At 61.4% G+C, this 17,950-nt stretch carries 13 protein-coding genes and 1 tRNA gene; 9 read left to right on the top strand and 5 right to left on the bottom strand.

The window, feature by feature from the left end:
• Positions 1 to 3 precede the first annotated feature (3 nt).
• The 3 genes from R8L07_19865 to R8L07_19855 all read left to right on the top strand — a co-directional run bounded on the left by R8L07_19865 (position 4) and on the right by R8L07_19855 (position 2,890).
• Positions 4 to 978, top strand: a complete 975-nt coding sequence (locus R8L07_19865) for a TRAP transporter substrate-binding protein (GenBank protein ID MDW3207797.1) — start codon at positions 4 to 6, stop codon at positions 976 to 978.
• Positions 979 to 1,063: 85 nt separating this feature from the next.
• On the top strand, positions 1,064 to 1,624 hold the full coding sequence (locus R8L07_19860; protein ID MDW3207796.1) for a TRAP transporter small permease subunit: 561 nt from the start codon (positions 1,064 to 1,066) through the stop codon (positions 1,622 to 1,624).
• A gap of 3 nt (positions 1,625 to 1,627) precedes the next feature.
• Positions 1,628 to 2,890 (top strand): TRAP transporter large permease, encoded by a 1,263-nt coding sequence (locus tag R8L07_19855; protein MDW3207795.1) that lies wholly within the window; start codon positions 1,628 to 1,630, stop codon positions 2,888 to 2,890.
• Here the strand turns inward: R8L07_19855 and R8L07_19850 are convergent.
• Positions 2,887 to 4,764, bottom strand: a complete 1,878-nt coding sequence (locus tag R8L07_19850; protein ID MDW3207794.1) for a PAS domain S-box protein — start codon at positions 4,762 to 4,764, stop codon at positions 2,887 to 2,889. The genes R8L07_19855 and R8L07_19850 overlap by 4 nt on opposite strands.
• Before the next feature lie 235 nt (positions 4,765 to 4,999).
• Positions 5,000 to 6,439 (bottom strand): catalase, encoded by a 1,440-nt coding sequence (locus R8L07_19845; GenBank protein MDW3207793.1) that lies wholly within the window; start codon positions 6,437 to 6,439, stop codon positions 5,000 to 5,002.
• Positions 6,440 to 6,607: 168 nt separating this feature from the next.
• On the opposite strand from R8L07_19845, the gene R8L07_19840 reads away from it, so the two are divergent.
• Complete coding sequence (locus R8L07_19840) at positions 6,608 to 7,540, top strand: LysR substrate-binding domain-containing protein (GenBank protein ID MDW3207792.1); 933 nt, start codon at positions 6,608 to 6,610, stop codon at positions 7,538 to 7,540.
• Positions 7,541 to 7,615: 75 nt separating this feature from the next.
• Entirely contained in the window at positions 7,616 to 8,986 is a 1,371-nt protein-coding gene (locus tag R8L07_19835) for a hypothetical protein (protein ID MDW3207791.1), read from the top strand.
• On the opposite strand, the gene R8L07_19830 is transcribed toward R8L07_19835, so the two are convergent.
• A complete protein-coding gene (locus R8L07_19830) occupies positions 8,971 to 10,194 on the bottom strand; it encodes a diaminopropionate ammonia-lyase (GenBank protein MDW3207790.1) in 1,224 nt (407 codons plus the stop codon). The genes R8L07_19835 and R8L07_19830 overlap by 16 nt on opposite strands.
• A 101-nt stretch (positions 10,195 to 10,295) precedes the next feature.
• Positions 10,296 to 10,369: transfer RNA gene (locus R8L07_19825), tRNA-Cys, on the bottom strand.
• Between the two features lie 186 nt (positions 10,370 to 10,555).
• Between R8L07_19825 and R8L07_19820 the strand changes: the two genes are divergently transcribed.
• The 4 genes from R8L07_19820 (at position 10,556) to R8L07_19805 (ending at position 16,378) form a co-directional block, all read left to right on the top strand.
• Positions 10,556 to 11,209 (top strand): protein-L-isoaspartate O-methyltransferase, encoded by a 654-nt coding sequence (locus tag R8L07_19820; protein ID MDW3207789.1) that lies wholly within the window; start codon positions 10,556 to 10,558, stop codon positions 11,207 to 11,209.
• 114 nt (positions 11,210 to 11,323) lie between these two features.
• Positions 11,324 to 12,748, top strand: coding sequence for a TolC family outer membrane protein (locus tag R8L07_19815; protein ID MDW3207788.1), 1,425 nt, complete (start codon positions 11,324 to 11,326; stop codon positions 12,746 to 12,748).
• A 169-nt stretch (positions 12,749 to 12,917) separates the two neighbouring features.
• A complete protein-coding gene (locus R8L07_19810) occupies positions 12,918 to 13,574 on the top strand; it encodes a DUF2497 domain-containing protein (protein ID MDW3207787.1) in 657 nt (218 codons plus the stop codon).
• Between the two features lie 146 nt (positions 13,575 to 13,720).
• Complete coding sequence (locus tag R8L07_19805) at positions 13,721 to 16,378, top strand: valine--tRNA ligase (GenBank protein MDW3207786.1); 2,658 nt, start codon at positions 13,721 to 13,723, stop codon at positions 16,376 to 16,378.
• A 38-nt stretch (positions 16,379 to 16,416) separates the two neighbouring features.
• Here R8L07_19805 and R8L07_19800 read toward each other — a convergent pair whose 3' ends face one another.
• On the bottom strand, positions 16,417 to 17,907 hold the full coding sequence (locus R8L07_19800) for an ABC transporter substrate-binding protein (protein ID MDW3207785.1): 1,491 nt from the start codon (positions 17,905 to 17,907) through the stop codon (positions 16,417 to 16,419).
• Between the last annotated feature and the right edge of the window lie 43 nt (positions 17,908 to 17,950).

Below are 17,950 nucleotides of genomic sequence, written 5' to 3'. Positions count from 1 at the left end.
GAGATGAAACTACACAAGTCGATCGTCGCGGGGGCCGTGGGTCTGTCCCTTGCACTGTCTGCCGGAACCGCGATGGCAAAGGAGTTCCGCCTCGGCCTGATCACGCCGCCGCCGCATGTCTGGACGAAGGCTGCCGACGCGTTCGGTGCGGAACTGGCGGAAAAGAGCAACGGCGCCCACAGCGTCCAGGTGTTCCCGTCCCGTCAGTTGGGGAACGAGGCGGAGATGCTGCAGCAACTCCAGACCGGGGCGCTGGACATGGCCTTCCTGACGGTCGCGGAGGTCTCCAATCGCGTGACCGATCTGGGCGCCTTCTATGCCCCCTATCTGGTCAGCGACATGGACGGCGTCGCGAAGATCCTGCGCAGCGACACCGCCCGGGGTCTGCTGGATCAACTGCCGCAAAAAATCGGCGTTCTGGGGGTCGGCTATGGTACGGCGGGCCTGCGCCAGATCGCGTCGCGCGATGCGGTAAGCGGCGCTGCCGATCTGGAAGGCAAGAAGATCCGGATCACCCCCTTCGCGCCGATTCAGGATTTCTACAATCTGCTGGGCACGGCGCCGACGCCGATGCCGCTCCCGGCGGTCTATGACGCAATGGCGAACGGTCAGGTTGACGCCATCGACATGGATCTGGAGCTGATCTGGAAGCTGAAATATTGGGAGCATTCCGAAACCGTTGTCCTGTCCAATCATATGATGTTCCCGATGGTCGGACTGATTTCCGGGCGTGTCTGGGCGGAGATGTCGGAAGAGGACCGCGCAATGGTCAAGGAACTGATGGCGAAGCATGTCGATTCGACCATCGATACTTTCGTCGCCCAGGAGCCGAAATTCCTGGAGGAAACCAGGAAGACCGGCGTGCAGATCCTTGAAGTCGGCCCCGACTTCTTCGGCGACGCCATTGACCGCTGGAATGCCGATTGGGAAAAGAAAACCGATGCCGTTGCCGCCCTACGCAAGGAAGCCGGCATGTAAGCTTTCCACCTGACCCTTCGGGCCGGGTTTCGGGGCCGCTCCTCCCGTTCCAAGGAGGGGCGGCCCGTTTCATATGGTGCGTCACATGCTGTCTGTATTCAGATCGATTTCCGGGGCTGTTCTGCTGGCGGAGCGATGGGGCCTGATCCTGTTGTCCGCCGCGGTTACGGGGCTGATCCTCCTCAATGTCGTGACCCGCGCGGCCGACAACGCGATCTACTGGGTCGACGAGGCGGCGATCTACGCCATGGTCTGGCTGGTCATGATCGGTGCATCCGCGATAGTCCGCCTGCGGCGCGGCATATCGGTCACCATCCTGGAGGACGTCCTTCCCGACAGGGCAAGGCGGTTGACCGGGATCTTGGTGGACGCGGTCGTTCTGGTGCTGGCCGCGACCCTGATCTGGACCAGCATCCTCTGGTACGACCCGGCAGCGCTGATTGCCAGCGGCTTCGATTTGGCGGCATTCTCCGGCGCAACGTTCAATTTCATCTATCAGGAACCGACCAACACGCTTGGGTTTCCGAAATATCTGATCTGGCTGGTCATGCCGATCACGGCAATCACCATGACGATCCATGCATCGACCAACCTGTATGAGAGAATTGCCGGATCCATCACCGATTTCGCCGGTTGGGAGGACTGACCCATGGTTGGGGCTATCTTCCTTTTCCTGCTGTTGATCGGTCTGCCGATTGCCTTCGTGCTGGCGGCGTCGGCCCTGTTCTACATATGGTACGCCGACCAGACGGTGCTGCTGCAATCGGTCTCGCAGCAGATGTTCTCCGGCATTCAGAGCTACGGGCTTCTTGCCATTCCTCTCTTCATGCTGGCGGGGGAACTGATGAATGAAGGGGGCATCACCGCACGGCTAATCGGATTTGCCGGGGTATTCGTCGGACGCGTTCGCGGCGGTCTTGCCTACATCAACCTGCTGGTCAACATGATGATGGCTTCCATCATCGGTTCCGCCGCTGCGCAGATAGCGATCATGTCGCGCGCAATGGTGCCGGAGATGACCCGTCAGGGCTATGCGCCTTCCTTCGCCGCGGCGACAACAGCGGCAGGGGGACTGCTGTCACCGATCATTCCGCCGTCCATGCTGTTCGTGATCTATGGTGTTCTGGCCCAGATCGCGATCGGTGACATGTTCATTGCCGGGATCATTCCCGGCCTGATGATGGCCGGCGGGTTCCTGATCGTCCTGGCGCTGATCGGATGGATGACGGAACTGCCCGTCGCCGAGGTTCCTGACGGCATCGAGCGGCGAAAGGCGTTGCTGCTGGGGCTGCCGACCTTGCTGATTCCGGCGGTCATTGTCGGCGGGATACTGGCCGGGATCGCCACCCCGACGGAATCGGCGGCCATGGCCTCCGTCGTCGCTCTTCTTCTGGGACGGTTCCTGTACGGCGCCCTGAACCTGCGGAAGATGCCGACGATCCTGCTGCGCACAGGCCTGAACACGGCCATCGTCGTCTTCATCATCGCAGCGGCAAACCTGTTCGGCTGGATCGTGATCTATGAGCAGATTCCACAGCAACTGGCGGCATGGCTGTCGGCCCTGACCGACGATCCCTTCGTCTTCCTGCTGCTGGTCAATATCGCGCTGCTGTTCGTCGGCATGATTCTGGATGGAATCGCGGCGCTTATTCTGGTCGTGCCGATTCTGTTACCGATCGCCCAGAGCAATTACGGTATCGACCCGTTTCATTTCGGCGTCGTGGTCTGCATCAACCTTGTGCTGGGGCTTCTGACACCGCCTGTCGGGGCCGGGCTGTTTGTCACGACGGCGATGACCGGTGTCAGGCCGGGCGCGCTGTTCCGGGCCCTGTTGCCGTTCCTGGCTACCACGTTGGTAGTTCTCGTGATCCTGAGCTGGCAGCCTTGGCTGGTGACGATGCTGATCGACTAGGGTCGCCGGGTGGCAGGTTCCCTGGCTCGTCCGACGGCAAGTGTGGCCCGGGCGTTTAATGCCGCGCTCACCGCTTCATGACGCAAGGGTTCCGACTTCGGGATGTCGATCCGGAACTCGCTGCCCTTGCCCTTTTCACTGATGAAGGTAAGGCGCCCGCCCATCAACCGGACCAATTGGTCCGTAACCGCCAGCCCAATGCCGGCACCCTCCCGCGCCAGTTCGGGCTCTTCCGCGAAGCGCTGGAACATTCGAAAGACATAGGGATGATCTTCGGCCGCGATTCCGATCCCCGTATCGGTGACCGAAATCCGATAGAATCCGTCCTGTGTGTCTTTCCCGGAAACCACGACGGATCCATGCTCGCGATTGTACTTCACGGCGTTCGAGAGAATGTTGAAGACGCACTGCCGCAACCGGGTCGGGTCGGCGTAGACGCAAACTTTCCGCCTATCGGGAAGTGAGCTTGTAAGCTCGACCTTCTGCTTGTCGGCGGCCGGCTGCATCTGTGCCAGACAATCCATCATGATTTCAACGACATCGACCGGTCTTGGCCGGATGTCGAGACGACCGCGCTCAATCTGTGCCAGATCCAGAATTTGTCCCACCAGTTCATGCAGATGCGTGCCGGCGGTATGGATATGGGCTGTCCATTCCAGCTGGCGTTCCGAGAGGTCGCCCATTCGAAGCATTTCTGAAAAGCCGATGACCGCGTTCAGCGGCGTACGCAGTTCATGGCTCATGCTGGCCAGGAATGACGACTTTGCGTCACTGGCCGCTTCGGCTGCTTCCTTGAGGTCCCGGAGTTCGATCTCCGCCCGAAGTCTTGTCGTGATGTCGCGAAACGAGGCGACATAATTCTTTGTGCCCTCAACCTGATAGGCAGCGATGTTGATCTCGATTGGAACCGAACTCCCGTCCTTGCGGCGGCCATGGACCAATCGCGGGTAATGAATTGTTTCCGTGTTGCTGGAGGCGATTTCCCGGATCGTCTCACGATGTCCATCCTGAAGGTCATCCGGGACAAGGGCGCTGACCTCCATACCAACCGCCTCCTGGCTGGAGTACCCGAAAATCTGTTCTGCTGCGGTGTTGAAGGATTCAATGCGGCCATCCAGGGTAACGGTCAGCATCCCGTCGCTGCTGTTGTTGACGATGCTTTCAAACCGGTCGGCGTGGGCTTCCAATCGACGGACAGCGTCGCCCAGAAGCCGTTCGCGGTGTAGAATCCAAACAGCCATGGCGATCGCGAGGCCCAGAAAGAGGGCAGCAGCGATTTGAGCGCCGAGGGACCACATGCGGCCCTCGTCGACCGAACTCGATAGGATGGCCCGCCCGGAATCGTAACTGTTCCGCCAGGCGGTCCGCAGCGTTGTGAGACCGTGTATCATCTCCGTATCGCGAACACGTATCCGGCGATCGATTTCCGCCGTCGAATTGCCCGCTGCGTGCATGTTTTCCACGATGGCGATGTTGTCGCGGTACTCGTCTATTACCCGGCGAATTGCCTGGATGGCCGCATGCTCTTCGCCGGAAACGCCCAGGAGCGCGTATTGATCGAGAATGTCGGTTGCGTCCGCATGATCGCTAAGCGCCATGTTTCGGAACCCGACATCGCCGCGAATGACATAATTCTTGAAGTTATGAATCAGGCCGCTGAACCCGATCTTGTTGTTCAGTCGGCTTAGCAGGAGGCCCTTTTCAGTAGGGATGCTGCTGAATTTCAGCCAGTCCCGTTCGATCTTGTTGAAGTGATCCCCGATCAGAAAAGCAAACCCGCCGGCCACCACAGTAAGCAACAACAAGGCAGCAATAACCAGGCGGGCACCACGCGCCAGTCGGTTGGTGGAGAACGATGCCTGGTCGAGCGCCATAAGTCGAAACTCCATCGCTGCGGCCCGTCAGGTTCGGTGACCGCATCTTTCGACAGTTCCGTGACCGGTTAACGTGTATCTTTGAATCCAACATATACTAGAATGGCGAATTATTCTTCTCGCATCAATGATAAAGCCATTGATTTGGACCACTGTTGCGATTGGTCCCTTGTTGGGCCTCAGGCAAAAGTTTGCCCCGCCCGGCGCAGACGGGCGGGGCTGTTAAGGTTGAAGGTCAGGTCACGGTCGGGACGGGCAGCCCGACCCGTTTCGCGATTCCACCGGCATAGTCCGGGTGAATGCGCGCGAAATGAGCCAGTGCACGGATCAGGATTTCTTCTGGTACCCCGGCCATCGACCCGGCAATGGCATCGAATAGGCGTTCCTTTTGCCCATCGTCGAACATCAGGAACAGTGCACGCGGCTGACTATAGTCGTCATTGCCTTCCCGGTGGTCGAAACGATCCGCGTCGCCGGAGATCTTCAACGGTGGCTCCCGGAATTCCGGGGCCTGCTTCGGACCGCCCATGCTGTTCGGCTCGTAATAGGCGTCCGGTGTGGCGGAGGGCGGCATGAAGTTCATCTGGCCATCCTTGTGGTAATGATGCACCGGGCAGCGCGGCCGGTTGACCGGCAGGGCTTCGTAATGCGTCCCGAGTCTGTAGCGATGGGCATCCGCATAGGAGAAGATGCGCGCCTGCAGCACCTTGTCCGGCGAGAAGCCGATCCCTGGCACGATGTTGGACGGCGAATATGCGGCGTTTTCAACCTCCTGGAAGTAGTTCTCCGGGTTTCGGTTCAGCTCGATCTCTCCGACCTCGATAAGCGGATAGTCGCCATGGGGCCAAACCTTGGTAAGGTCGAACGGGTTGTAGGGCGTCTTGTCCGCCTCGTCTTCCGGCATGACCTGAACATGAACCGTCCACTTCGGGAACGCGCCTTTCTCGATCGCACCGAAGAGGGCTTCCTGATAGGTTTCGCGGCTGCGGCCGATCTCTTCCGCGGATTCGGCGTCGGTGAAGTGGCGGTGCCCCTGCTGGGTCTTGAAGTGGAACTTGACCCAGAACCGCTCATTCTCGGCATTGATGAAGGAATACGTGTGGCTGCCGTAGCCGTTCATGTACATCGGTGCGCGGGGAATGCCGCGGTCTGACATCAGGATCGTCACCTGATGCAGGGCTTCCGGGCTCTGTGACCAGTAATCCCACATTGCCGTGGCGGACCGCAGGTTGGTTTTCGGATGACGCTTTTGGGTGTGGATGAAATCCGGGAATTTCTGCGGGTCGCGCAGGAAGAAGACCGGCGTATTGTTGCCGACCATGTCCCAATTTCCCTCCTCGGTGTAGAACTTCAGGGCAAAGCCGCGTACATCGCGTTCCGCATCGGCCGCGCCCAGTTCGCCGGCGACCGTGGAGAAACGCGAGATAAGGTCAGTCTGCTTGCCGACCTGCGAGAAGATCTTTGCCTTGGTGTAGCGCGTGATGTCCCGGGTTACGGTGAAAGTCCCGTACGCACCCCAGCCCTTCGCGTGAACCACACGCTCCGGAATCCGCTCCCGGTTCTGATGCGCCAGTTTTTCGATCAACTGGTAGTCCTGAAGAAGCAGCGGCCCACGTGGACCGGCCGTCGCACTGTTCTGGTTGTCGGCCACAGGCGCGCCGGCCGTCGTGGTCATCACCGGGCACTTGGAGGAGGCAGGTTCCTTGGACATGGAAGCATTCCTTTCAGTCGTTTCGAAGGGACCGATGGGTCACTTTCTGAAGTCAGGCTACAAGTTGCCAATTGATATGTGAAATTGATTGATTGTATAGAATCGATAGGAATTAACGATTATGAGGGTGTCATGAATCTTCGGGACATGATCTACTTCTGTGCGGTTGCCGATATGTCTCATTTCGGCCGGGCCGCCGAGGCATGCCACGTGAGCCAGCCGACGTTATCCGCGCAAATCAAGAAGCTGGAGGAAGAGCTTGGCGTCGTGCTGTTCGAGCGCAGCAATCGGTCCGTTCGGCTGACGCCGGCCGGTGGCGACATTCTGCCCATCGCGCGCCGCATCAAGCAGGCGGCGACGGATATCAAACGAACGGCGGAATCCCATCGCGACCCGTTCTCCGGGCATGTCGCGATTGGCGTCATACCGACCGCCGCACCTGCATTGATCCCGGACATTGTCCGCGGGTTACGGGACAGTCTGCCGCAAATGAAGCACGGTTTCGTGGAGGACCTGACGGATGGTCTGATCGCACGTCTGGAAAGGGGCGCCATCGACGCGGCTATCCTGGCAACGGAGGTGCCCGGACAGGCATTCGACGAAATTCAGCTGTATGACGAGCCATTCCTGTTGGCCTGTCCCGAGCGGCATAGGCTTGCCACCGCAAGACACCTGACGCCGACTTCGATTGATCCGGACGAACTGCTGCTGCTGAGTGAAGGGCACTGTTTCCGGGTTCAGGCGTTGAGTTTCTGTCGCGTTCCTACAGGTGTGGCGGCCGGCGCCGAACTGCAGGCCACCAGCCTTGAAACGATTTTGAACATCGTATCCGCCGGTGTCGGGATCACGCTGGTTCCAGCGCGGACAGCCCATGCGACGCCCTTGATGCAGAGCGGGATTGCGGTGCGGGCCTTCGACGATGCCGGCAAGGGGGAAGCCAGCGCCCGGCGGATGCGCCTGGTGTTCCGGGCGACATCGCCGCGCCGGCGCTTGATGAAGGCGATCGCGGACACCATTCGCGGCGGTGCCCCCGATTGTGTCCGGTTGGTCAAAGAAGGGGGATAGTTCACCTGCCGGACAAGCTGATGTGTCCAAAAAGGGGCTACCCAGACCGGCCTTCCGCGGCAAGACTGCGGCTGCATGTTACGCGAGACCGTATCAACCATTCTCTTCCTGCTCATCGCGATCCTGACAGTGGCGACCTCGCTGCTGTCACTGTCATGGCTTGGTGCGATCGCGGCGGGATTGGTGGTGCTCTTCCTGCTTCTCGAGTTTTCGAGAATTCCTGGCCTTCAGCGCGGGGTTGGAACGGCCCTGCTATGCGGCGGGATTGGGGCGGCGGCACTCACACCCGATCCGATCGCAACTCTACGGCTGGGCCTCGAGAAGACCTTGCCGTTCCTCCTCCTGTTCGCCTCCGTCGCATGGCTGCAGGTACCCTCCGGACAAAGCCCGTCCCTGCTGGCGGTTCGGGAGACCGTGCTGCGTCAGCCGCCCGGTCGGCGCTTCGCCTGGGTGGCCGCGGTCGGCCATTTTCTCGGCGTGGCATTCAACCTTGCCGGTCTCTCATTGCTCACCCCGATGGTGGAGAGCGGCAAGGAGGAGCGGCTTCAAAAGCGGCTTGGCCGGGCCATGATACAGGGCTTTGGGGCCGGCACATGCTGGTCGCCGCTTTATGTCGGTACCGCGGTCATCATTGCCTCGGTACCAGGGGTCAGTTGGGTCGATGTCGGCCCGATCGGGTTTCTGATCGCCCTGCTGCTATTGGCCTGGAGTTGGTCGTTCGACCGCTTGTTCGCACGCCGCGCGACGCCGTCCGTGGCAAACCCGCCCGGCGGTGCGGGGCAGAAGGTCACGGGCATGCCGGCGGTCGTATGGGGGCGCCTTTTCCTGATTCTTTGCAGCCTGTTCGGCTGCATCATCGGATTTGTGGAAGGGCTCGGCTGGTCGATTCCGGTCGCCCTGGCGGTCACGGCACCGGTCTATGCCCTGATCTGGTCGCAACAAATCCACCGGGCCGGCGCGGGGCCGGGACCCTCCGCCGTTGTGCGAAGGGTGGTGTCCGGTCTGCCGGGACTGCGGGGAGAGGCATTGCTGTTTACCGGTGCGAATGTTCTGGGGGTAGGAGTCGCGGCCCTGATTCCGGATGCGGACGCTGCGGGGACGACCCTGCCCATCGCTCCGACGATGATGCTGGTCATGATTATGATCGGCTATGCGGTTCTGAGTGCTGCAGGCCTGCATCCGGTCGTCACGGTCGTCCTGGTAACCTCCATTCTGACTCCGGACGTCATCGGTGTTTCTCCCGCGATTCTGGCGCTCGCGCTGATGGTCATGTGGGGGCAGGGAACCAATGTTTCGCCGTTTTCGGCCACCGTTCTCTACATGGCCCGCGTAACCGGGCGCAGCGGCTGGACGGTCGCTTGGCGGTGGAACGGCCCGTTCGGAATCACGGCTACGGCATTGTTGGCGGTCATCATCGCCGGCCTGAATCTCTACGGATTTGGATAGTGCAGATCGGAGAGCCGCGCATCGTCCCGTGGATCTGATGTGTTGAGCATCGCTGAGGCCTCTTCTTCGTCATGGGGCCGCTCGCTGCCGATCGTCAGAACACGACTGTCCGTCCCCAGATCCAGCATCTCCCGCAGAGACGGATCCGATGCCGCTCCGATAATCGCGAGGAGACCCAATCCTGCGGTTTCGCCCGCGGACACCGGCACTTCCGCAGCGCCGTCAGCCAGCAATCTTGTCACCGGTCCCTCCGCGCGGCGGTCGACGGTCAGAAAGGCGTGTCCGGCGCGGGACAGGACTTCCCAGGCCAGCTGAGACATGTCCGAAGGTTCCGACCCGGTGAGGGGAGGGCCCCAGGGGGCTCGGTCGTTCGATGACCGAAAACGGTCGATCATTCGCGCGGAATCCGCTGCTTCAACGATGATAAGCTTGGGGCGCCGGCTACCCAGCACCTGCCATAACCGGGCGGCGACGGATGCGGCCAGGCCCCCGATGCCGGCCTGAACGAAAACATGGGTCGCGGGGGCCGAGCTTTGGGCAAGCGTTTCGGAGGCGACGACACTGTAGCCGGCCAGAACCTCTCCAGGGACGGTGCTTCGCCCACCATACGAACTGTCCGATACGACGGCCCAGCCCTCCGCCCTGGCCGCGTCGACGCAAACCCGGTCGGCGGCCTCAAGTCCACCATCCACAACCGTGACCGTCGCCCCCTGCGCGGCGATCCTGTCGCGTAGTGCCGGTGATGCGCTCTTCGGCAGATAGATCCGGCATTTGTAGCCGGCCAGCCGGGCACCCCATGCGACCGAAGGACCGTGATTGCCGTCCGTTGCGGCCGCAACCGTCATGGAGCCGAGGGCGTCTACATAGGCGCCGCCATGGATGGAAGACAGGGAAGGGCGGGTGCCGGTCATCCCTTCCAAATGGCCGACCGCGAGACGCAGAACTGCATACGCACCGCCAAGCGCTCGGAAACTGCCGAGGTCGAAACGCTGTCCCTCGTCCTTGTAGGTCAGTGCGCTGAGCTGAAGGGCGTGGGCCAATGAAGGCAGTTGGCGCAACGGCGTTGGGGCGTATTCGTCCCAGGACGACATTTCAGAGAAAGCCGCCTCGGCCATCGGTGCAGACAGGATGTCATTCAGAGACGGTGGATAGGGCCCCCGCTCCGGTGTACCGATCTGCCGGTCGATGACGATTTCGGACATCTTCATCAACGAATACTACCATGGCGATGGTGTCGGGCGCCATGAAGCGATCGGCGGTCTCCTGACAGGTACCGTCAGGAGTGTGCATTTCGGAACGGGGAGGGATTTGGAGGCGCGAGCCGGAATCGAACCGGCGTACACGGCTTTGCAGGCCGCTGCGTAACCACTCCGCCATCGCGCCTCACCGGATTTCGTGCCGATCCGGTGGATCGAAACTGTCCGGAGGCGCGTCTATAGCCTTACCCGGAACCTCGGTCAAGAAAGGTGTCTGCCGGCCGTAACGCCGCGCCATCGCGCGTTGCCAAGGAACGTGCGGGAACTTATAAAGCAGGGGCGTAACAACACAGTATCAGGATGGGTCAGGAACATGGATTTCGCCCTAGCGCGCCGAAACATGGTCGAATCTCAGTTGCGGACGAACAAGGTTACCGCACCCGGGGTACTCGACGCCCTGCGCAGTATTCCGCGGGAGCGTTTCCTGCCGACGTCCCGCCGGGCTCAAGCCTATGTGGACGAGCATGTCGAGATCGCCAAGGACCGGTGGATGATGCCGCCGATGCCGATGGCGCGCCTGATCCACGAAGCGTGGCCGCAGGAAAAGGACAATGCTCTCGTTGTCGGTGCCGGGATGGGCTATTCGGCCGCGGTGCTCGGTCGGCTTTGCCGCTCCGTCTTCGCCCTGGAGAGCGATGCCGATCTGGTGAAGGAAATGGGCGAGGCCCTTACGGAACTGGCTTTGGACAATGTGGTCGCGGTTGAAGGTCCGTTGAAGCAGGGATATCCGAAGGAAGGTCCCTACGATGTCATCATCCTGGCCGGCGCTGTGGATGAGGTGCCGGACACGCTGATTGACCAGTTGGCGGAGGGCGGTCGCTTGATGGCGATCGTCAATGGTGACAATGGGATCGGTCGGGCGATGCTGTATGGTAAGCGCAATGGCGTGACCACGCCGCGGACATTGTTCGATGCCACCGTCAAATCGCTGCCCGGGTTTCAGAAAGCACCAGCTTTCGTTTTTTGAGAGACTCCGGTACGCCTGATTGCGATTTCGGGTAGTAATGTCGGGCGCCGGACCATATATGAGCCGCAGTTTTGACACGATGCGGCAGAAGGGTGCCGAGAGGGGCCAGGGGCTATGAAAAAAGTTGGTTTGCGTTTCGGGCTTCTGTCGGCATCGGCTGCGGTGGCTTTTCTGGCAGTAGGCGCCGTGTCCAATGCTGTTTCCGCCCAGACCCTGGAAGAGGCCCTCGCCGAGGCCTATCTGAGCAACCCGACGCTTCAGGCCCAGCGCGCCCAGGTTCGCGCAACCGATGAAGGCGTGCCGCAGGCGAAGTCCGGCTGGCGCCCGAATGTTGAACTGGTCGCTGACGCCGGCCTATTGCGTTCTCGGGCGCGAACGCGTCTTTCGCGGACCGATTCGACCCGCACGACGCAGGGGATCGAACTGCAGATTACCCAGAACGTCTATAATGGCGGCGGCACCGAAGCGGCGGTCGAAGGGGCCAAGGCGGACGTCCTGACGAGCCGGGCGGAACTGACATCGACCGAGCAAAGCGTGCTTCTGCAGGCGGTTACGGCCTATATGGATGTGCTGCGGGACACGGCGGTGGTCGACCTGAATGAGCAGAACGTCCTGCGCCTCCAGCGGCAGCTTGAAGCGACCAGTGATCGGTATGACGCCGGCGTTGCGACCCTGACCGACGTCGCGCAGGCGGAGTCGCGCATTGCGCGGGCGCGCTCGGATCAATTGTCGGCGGAAGGCAATCTGGAGGTCAGCCGTGCGGTCTTTGAGGAAATCATCGGCCTTGCGCCTGCCAATTTGAGCCGTCCGACCCTGAATCCGGAGCTTCCAAGCGGCCGGGACGAGGCAAAGTCGCTGGCGGTTCAACGCAACCCATCGGTTCTGAGTGCGATCTACTCACGGCGGTCGGCCCTGCATGACATCGATTCGCAGTATGCGGATTTGTTGCCCAAAGTGGATATCATCGGTACCGCCTCCCGAGACTGGGAGAAGACGTCCGAAGGGTCACGCAATCGCAACTACCAGATCGCCGCGCAGTTGACGGTACCGATCTATCAGCAGGGTTTTGAGACCAGCCAGGTGCGTGGCGCCAAGATGACCGCTGCGCAGGCAAAGATGCAGATCGAAGCCGCCCGTCGCGATGCCAGTGAACAGGCGCTGAGCGCCTGGGAGACCTATCGATCGGTCGTGGCCACGATTACCGCAATTCGGGAAGAGGTCCGCGCCGCGGAAATCGCGCTGGAAGGGGTGCAGCAGGAGGAACTGGTCGGTCAGCGAACGGTTCTCGACGTTCTGGATGCCGAGCAGGAACTGCTGGATGCCCGGGTGAGTCTCGTTCAGGCGGAACGGGACGAGACGGTCGCGCGTTTCGAACTGATCGCCGCCGTCGGATCGCTGACGGCGCAGGATCTGGCGCTCGATGTGGATATCTACGATCCCAGCCGCCATTACGATGACGTGAAGGATCAATGGTGGGGTGTCGGCGGAGAGGTCGAACCTCACGACAGCGACGCTTCGGCCCGTTCGGTCCAGCCCTGACGGGCAGGGGACACGCCCCCGACTCATCAAAGTCTGCTTGCGGAGACTGACCGGAATCGGGCAGGCTCCCCATTGATCCGCTTGTGCTTTTTCGGATGACGAGCGGGGAATCGGCGTATGCTTACCGTCGGGGGTGTGCTCCGGTCTTTTCAGGAACGGTGACGAAACGATGAGCGACAACCAAGAACCTTCGATGGAGGAAATCCTCGCGTCGATCCGAAAGATCATTTCGGAAGACGGTGAGGAAGAACCCCAGAAGCAGGCCGCGCCGGAGCCGGAACCTGAACCGGAGCCCGAACCCGAGCCGGAGCCTGAGCCGGAACCAGAGCCCGAGCCTGAGCCTGAGCCGGAACCAGAGCCAGAGCCAGAGCCAGAGCCAGAGGAAGAACCGCTCGAGCTTGATGACGAGTTGGAGGACGAGGAGCCTCTGGAACTCGACGACGAGGTTGAGCCGGAGCCGCCGGATATCGAACTTGTCGACATGGAAGACGAGTTCGAGGAAGAGGAACCGCCGCCTCCGCCGCCGCCACCACCCGAGCCGGAGCCGGCCCCGGCACCGATGCCCGCGGCGCTCTCGGACGATGACGACCGGATCATTTCCGACCGGACCGAAGACTATGGCGTGCACCAGTTCGCGGCCCTCGAGCGTTCGATTCGCATGGGGCAGGCCGGCGAAACGCTGGAGGACATCGTCAAGGGGCTGCTGCGGCCGATGCTGCGGTCCTGGCTGGACGAGAATCTTCCCGGGCTCGTCGAGCGGCTGGTTCAGGAGGAAATCCAGAAGATGTCGCATCGTGCCCGCAAACGTTGGGACGACGAGGATTAGGAAAGTGGGATTCTGCCGATTGGCAGGGAGAAGGCCCCCGATTTCGGGGGCTTTTTCATGTCCGCGTCTCGGCAGGATTTGACCTGCCCGGCGCAAGCCTTATAACCGTCGCGTTCGACGGAATCTCTATCGTTTGAAGGTGTTCGATGCTGGACAAGACCTACCGGCCCGACGCGGTCGAGGGCGCGCATTATCAGCGCTGGGAAGAAGGCGGTCATTTCGAATGTGGACGGCGTCCGGACGCCGATCCTTTCACCATTGTTATCCCGCCGCCCAATGTAACCGGCAGCCTTCACATGGGGCACGCCCTGAACAACACGATTCAGGACGTCCTGATCCGTTACAACCGCATGATCGGCAAGGACGCCCTTTGGCAGCCCGGCATGGATCACGCCGGCATCGCGACCCAGATGGTTGTCGAGCGGAAACTGGCCAAGGAAGGCAATCAGTCACGCCGCGAAATGGGCCGGGACGCCTTCATCGATAAGGTCTGGGAATGGAAGGCCGAAAGTGGCGGTACGATTTCCCGCCAGTTGCGCCGCCTGGGCGCATCCTGCGACTGGCGCCGCGAGCGGTTTACAATGGACGAGGGGCTTAGCGCCGCCGTCCTGAAAGTCTTCGTCGACCTATACAAGGACGGGCTGATCTATAAGGATCAGCGCCTGGTGAACTGGGACCCGGCCCTGGAGACGGCGATTTCCGATCTGGAAGTCCAGCAGGTCGAAACCAAGGGGAATATGTGGTTCTTCCGCTATCCGGTGGAAGGCGAGGATGGAGTTTTCCTGACCGTCGGTACGACCCGCCCAGAGACCATGCTGGGCGATACCGGCGTGGCGGTCCACCCCGAGGACGAGCGTTACAAGCACCTGATCGGCAAGCATTGTGTTCTGCCCTTGGTCGGTCGTCGCATTCCGATCGTCGCCGACGAATACGCCGATCCAGAACAGGGATCCGGGGCGGTGAAGATGACGCCGGCGCATGACTTCAACGACTTCGAAGTCGGCAAGCGTCAGGGGTTGGAGATGATCAACATCCTGACCCCGCAGGCGACGCTGAACGACAATGTGCCCGAGAAATATCGGGGCATGGACCGTTTTGTGGCGCGCAAGCAGATCGTCGAAGACCTCGACGCGTTGGGGCTGCTGGAGAAGATCGAAGACCTGCAGCACACCATTCCCTACGGTGATCGCGGCGGTGTGCCGATCGAGCCGTATCTGACCGATCAATGGTATGTCGACGCCAAGACCCTGGCGAAACCGGCCATCGAGTCCGTCGAACAGGGCCGTACCAAGTTCGTCCCGGAAAACTGGACGAAGACCTATTACGAATGGATGCGCAACATCCAACCGTGGTGCATCTCGCGGCAGTTGTGGTGGGGGCATCGCATTCCGGCCTGGTACGGGCCGGATGGCAAGGTCTTCGTCGCCATGTCGGAGGAAGAGGCTCAGGCCGAGGCAAATGCCCATTATGGGGAGAGTGTCGAACTGACCCGCGACCCCGACGTTCTGGACACCTGGTTCTCGTCAGCGCTGTGGACCTTCTCGACCCTCGGCTGGCCGGAACAGACGCCGGAACTGCAGCGCTTCCACCCGACAGATGTGCTGGTCACGGGCTTTGATATCATCTTCTTCTGGGTTGCCCGAATGATGATGATGACGCTGCATTTCATGAAGACGGAGCCGTTCCACACGGTCTATGTTCATGCTCTGGTCCGGGACGAGAAGGGCCAGAAGATGTCGAAGTCCAAGGGCAATATCATCGATCCCCTGGAACTGATCGACGAATACGGTGCGGACAGTCTGCGCTTCACCCTGATCGCCCTGGCGGCGGCCGGTCGCGACATCAAACTGTCGTCTCAGCGGGTCGAGGGGTATCGCAACTTCATGACCAAGCTGTGGAATGCGGCCCGGTTCTGTGAGGCGAACGATTGCGCACTGGATCCGGCATATGACCCGAAGGCCGCGTCACATACGCTGAATCGCTGGATCCTGGGCGAATTGGGCAAGACACGCGATGCCGTGACGGCAGCCATTGAAGGATATCGCTTCAATGAAGCGGCCGGTGCGGTCTATTCCTTCGTCTGGGGAACGTTCTGCGACTGGTACATTGAGTTCGCGAAGCCGCTCTTCGCCGGCGACGATGCCGCCGTGGCCGAAGAAACGCGAAAGACGGCGGCCTACGTGCAGGAACAGATACTGCGTCTGATGCACCCGGTCGCGCCGTTCATTACCTCGGAGCTCTGGGACAATCTGAAGGGCGAAGGCGCCGATCCCTTGTGCGATTCCGCCTGGCCGTTGCTCGGCGCATCCGACCTGGTCGATCCAGCCGCGGAGAAGGAAATGGGGTGGGTTGTCCGCCTGATCTCCGAAATCCGCTCCGCCCGGTCGGAGATGAACGTGCCGCCGGGAACCAAGGTCGCTCTGGCGATCCAGGGGATGCGTGAGGAAGCGAGGGGCTGGCTTGCCAGCCACGGCGCCCTGATCGAACGCCTGGCCCGTGTCGATTCCGTGTCGCATGTCGATTCCATGCCGGAAGGGGCCATTCAGTTGATCGTGGATGAAGCCACGATCGGGATTCCGCTGGCCGGTGTCATCGACCTCGCGGCTGAACGTCAGCGCCTCGAAAAGGCCATCGCAAAGGCCGATTCCGAGATCGCCAAGACCGAGAAGAAGCTGGGCAACGAGAAGTTCGTCGCCAATGCGCCGGAGGAAGTGGTCCAGGAGAACCGCGACCGTTTGGCGGAGGAAAAGGCGCAGCGTGAGAAACTGGCGGACGCCCTGGCGCGCATTCGCGCGGCGGAGTAACGCCACGCGCTGACCCGGTTCGGCTCAAACGGACCGGGTCAGGCGAACCACCAGCGCTCAATGCAGCGACTGCCGTCCAGCGTCCAGTTGGACCCGATCGCGTCGGGAACGCCGATCTCGGAACGGCGGGCATAGACGTAATTGGCATAAAGCGGGATGACCGACCCTCCGTCGCGGCGGACGATGTCCTGCATCTCGAAATACAGCGTCCGGCGGGTCGAAACGTCGGTCTCGGCGCGGGCCTGAAGCAACAGGGCGTCGAAGCGTTCGTTGGACCAGTTCGACTCGTTCCAGGGCGCGCCAGTCTGATAAACTTCCGAGAACATGGAATCCTCGGTCGTACGGCCGCCCCAGTAACTTGCGCACCAGGCGCGCTTGCGCCAGACATTGGTCCAGTAGCCGTCGGACGGAACATGGTCGACGGAGATCTCGATACCGGCCGGCGCGGCATTCTCGCGATACAATTGCGCCGCATCGACGGCCCCGGCGAAGGCCGCATCGGCGACCGACAGTGTCAGGGAAAGCCGGTCGTAACCGGCCTTTCGCAGAAGATGTCGGGCACGGTCAGGATCATACTCCGTCATCGGCATTTCATGGTTGAAGTACCGGTTTGCCGGGGTAATCGGGGAATCGTTTCCAACCGCGCCATGGCCGCGCAGAACGCGTGCCAGCAAGTCCCGCCGATCCAGTGCGCATTTGACGGCCATCCGCACATCGGGATTGTCGAAGGGGGCAACGTTGCACTGCATCGGCAGGGTGAAATGCTGGGTGCCGGTGACTTCCATGACGTCGATCCCGGGCGTTTTCCGCACCAGTTCAACGGTATCCAGCGGTACCCGGTCAATGGCATGGACTTCGCCGGTGAAGAGGGCCGCCTGCCGTGTCGCCGGATCAAGGGCGGCACGAATCTCGGCGCTGTCGAAATGGGCGCGTGTGGAATCCCAGTAGCCCTCATGCCGGGACAGTCTGGCAACCACGCCCGGGTCGAATGCGTCCAGTCGGTAGGATCCGCATCCGATCCCGGTCGTCCAGTCGATCCGGCCCTCGCTGGCGGGCAGGATGACCAGATGCCCGTCCGCAAGCAGGTAGGGGAAATCCGCGTTTCCGTTCTGCAGGCGGATCGTGATCCCGTCGGCGTCGAACTCCAGATCGGTGATATCGGCAAGCAGGGGCTGCGCGGCCGACGCGACAGCGGGATCTCGGTGATAGTTGAGGGAGGCGGCCACGTCTTCCGCCTGGACCGGTCGTCCGTTGTGAAAAAGGATGCCTTTGCGCAGATCGAAACGCCATGTCCGGGCGCCGTCCGATGGAGCCCAGCCCGACGCGACCTCACCGATCAGATCGCCGTTTGCCGCGATTTCCGTAAGGCGGCCATGCAAAGCATTCGAGAGGCAATTGGTGAACTGGTTTTCCCAGGTAGCAGGGTTCAGGGTATCGGCCGTGTTGCCGTGACCCAGGGCCACAACGAAGTGTCCGCCGCGCTTGGGGGCAGGTGTAGCCTGCATCTCTGCCGGAAGCAGGGGCAGCATTCCCGCCGCCAGTCCGAACTTCAGGAGCCCGCGCCGTGACGGT

The sequence above is a fragment of the Alphaproteobacteria bacterium genome, from assembly GCA_033344895.1.
Lineage (GTDB): Bacteria > Pseudomonadota > Alphaproteobacteria > UBA8366 > Aestuariispiraceae > Pacificispira.
This window is presented reverse-complemented; position numbering and strand designations above follow the sequence as displayed.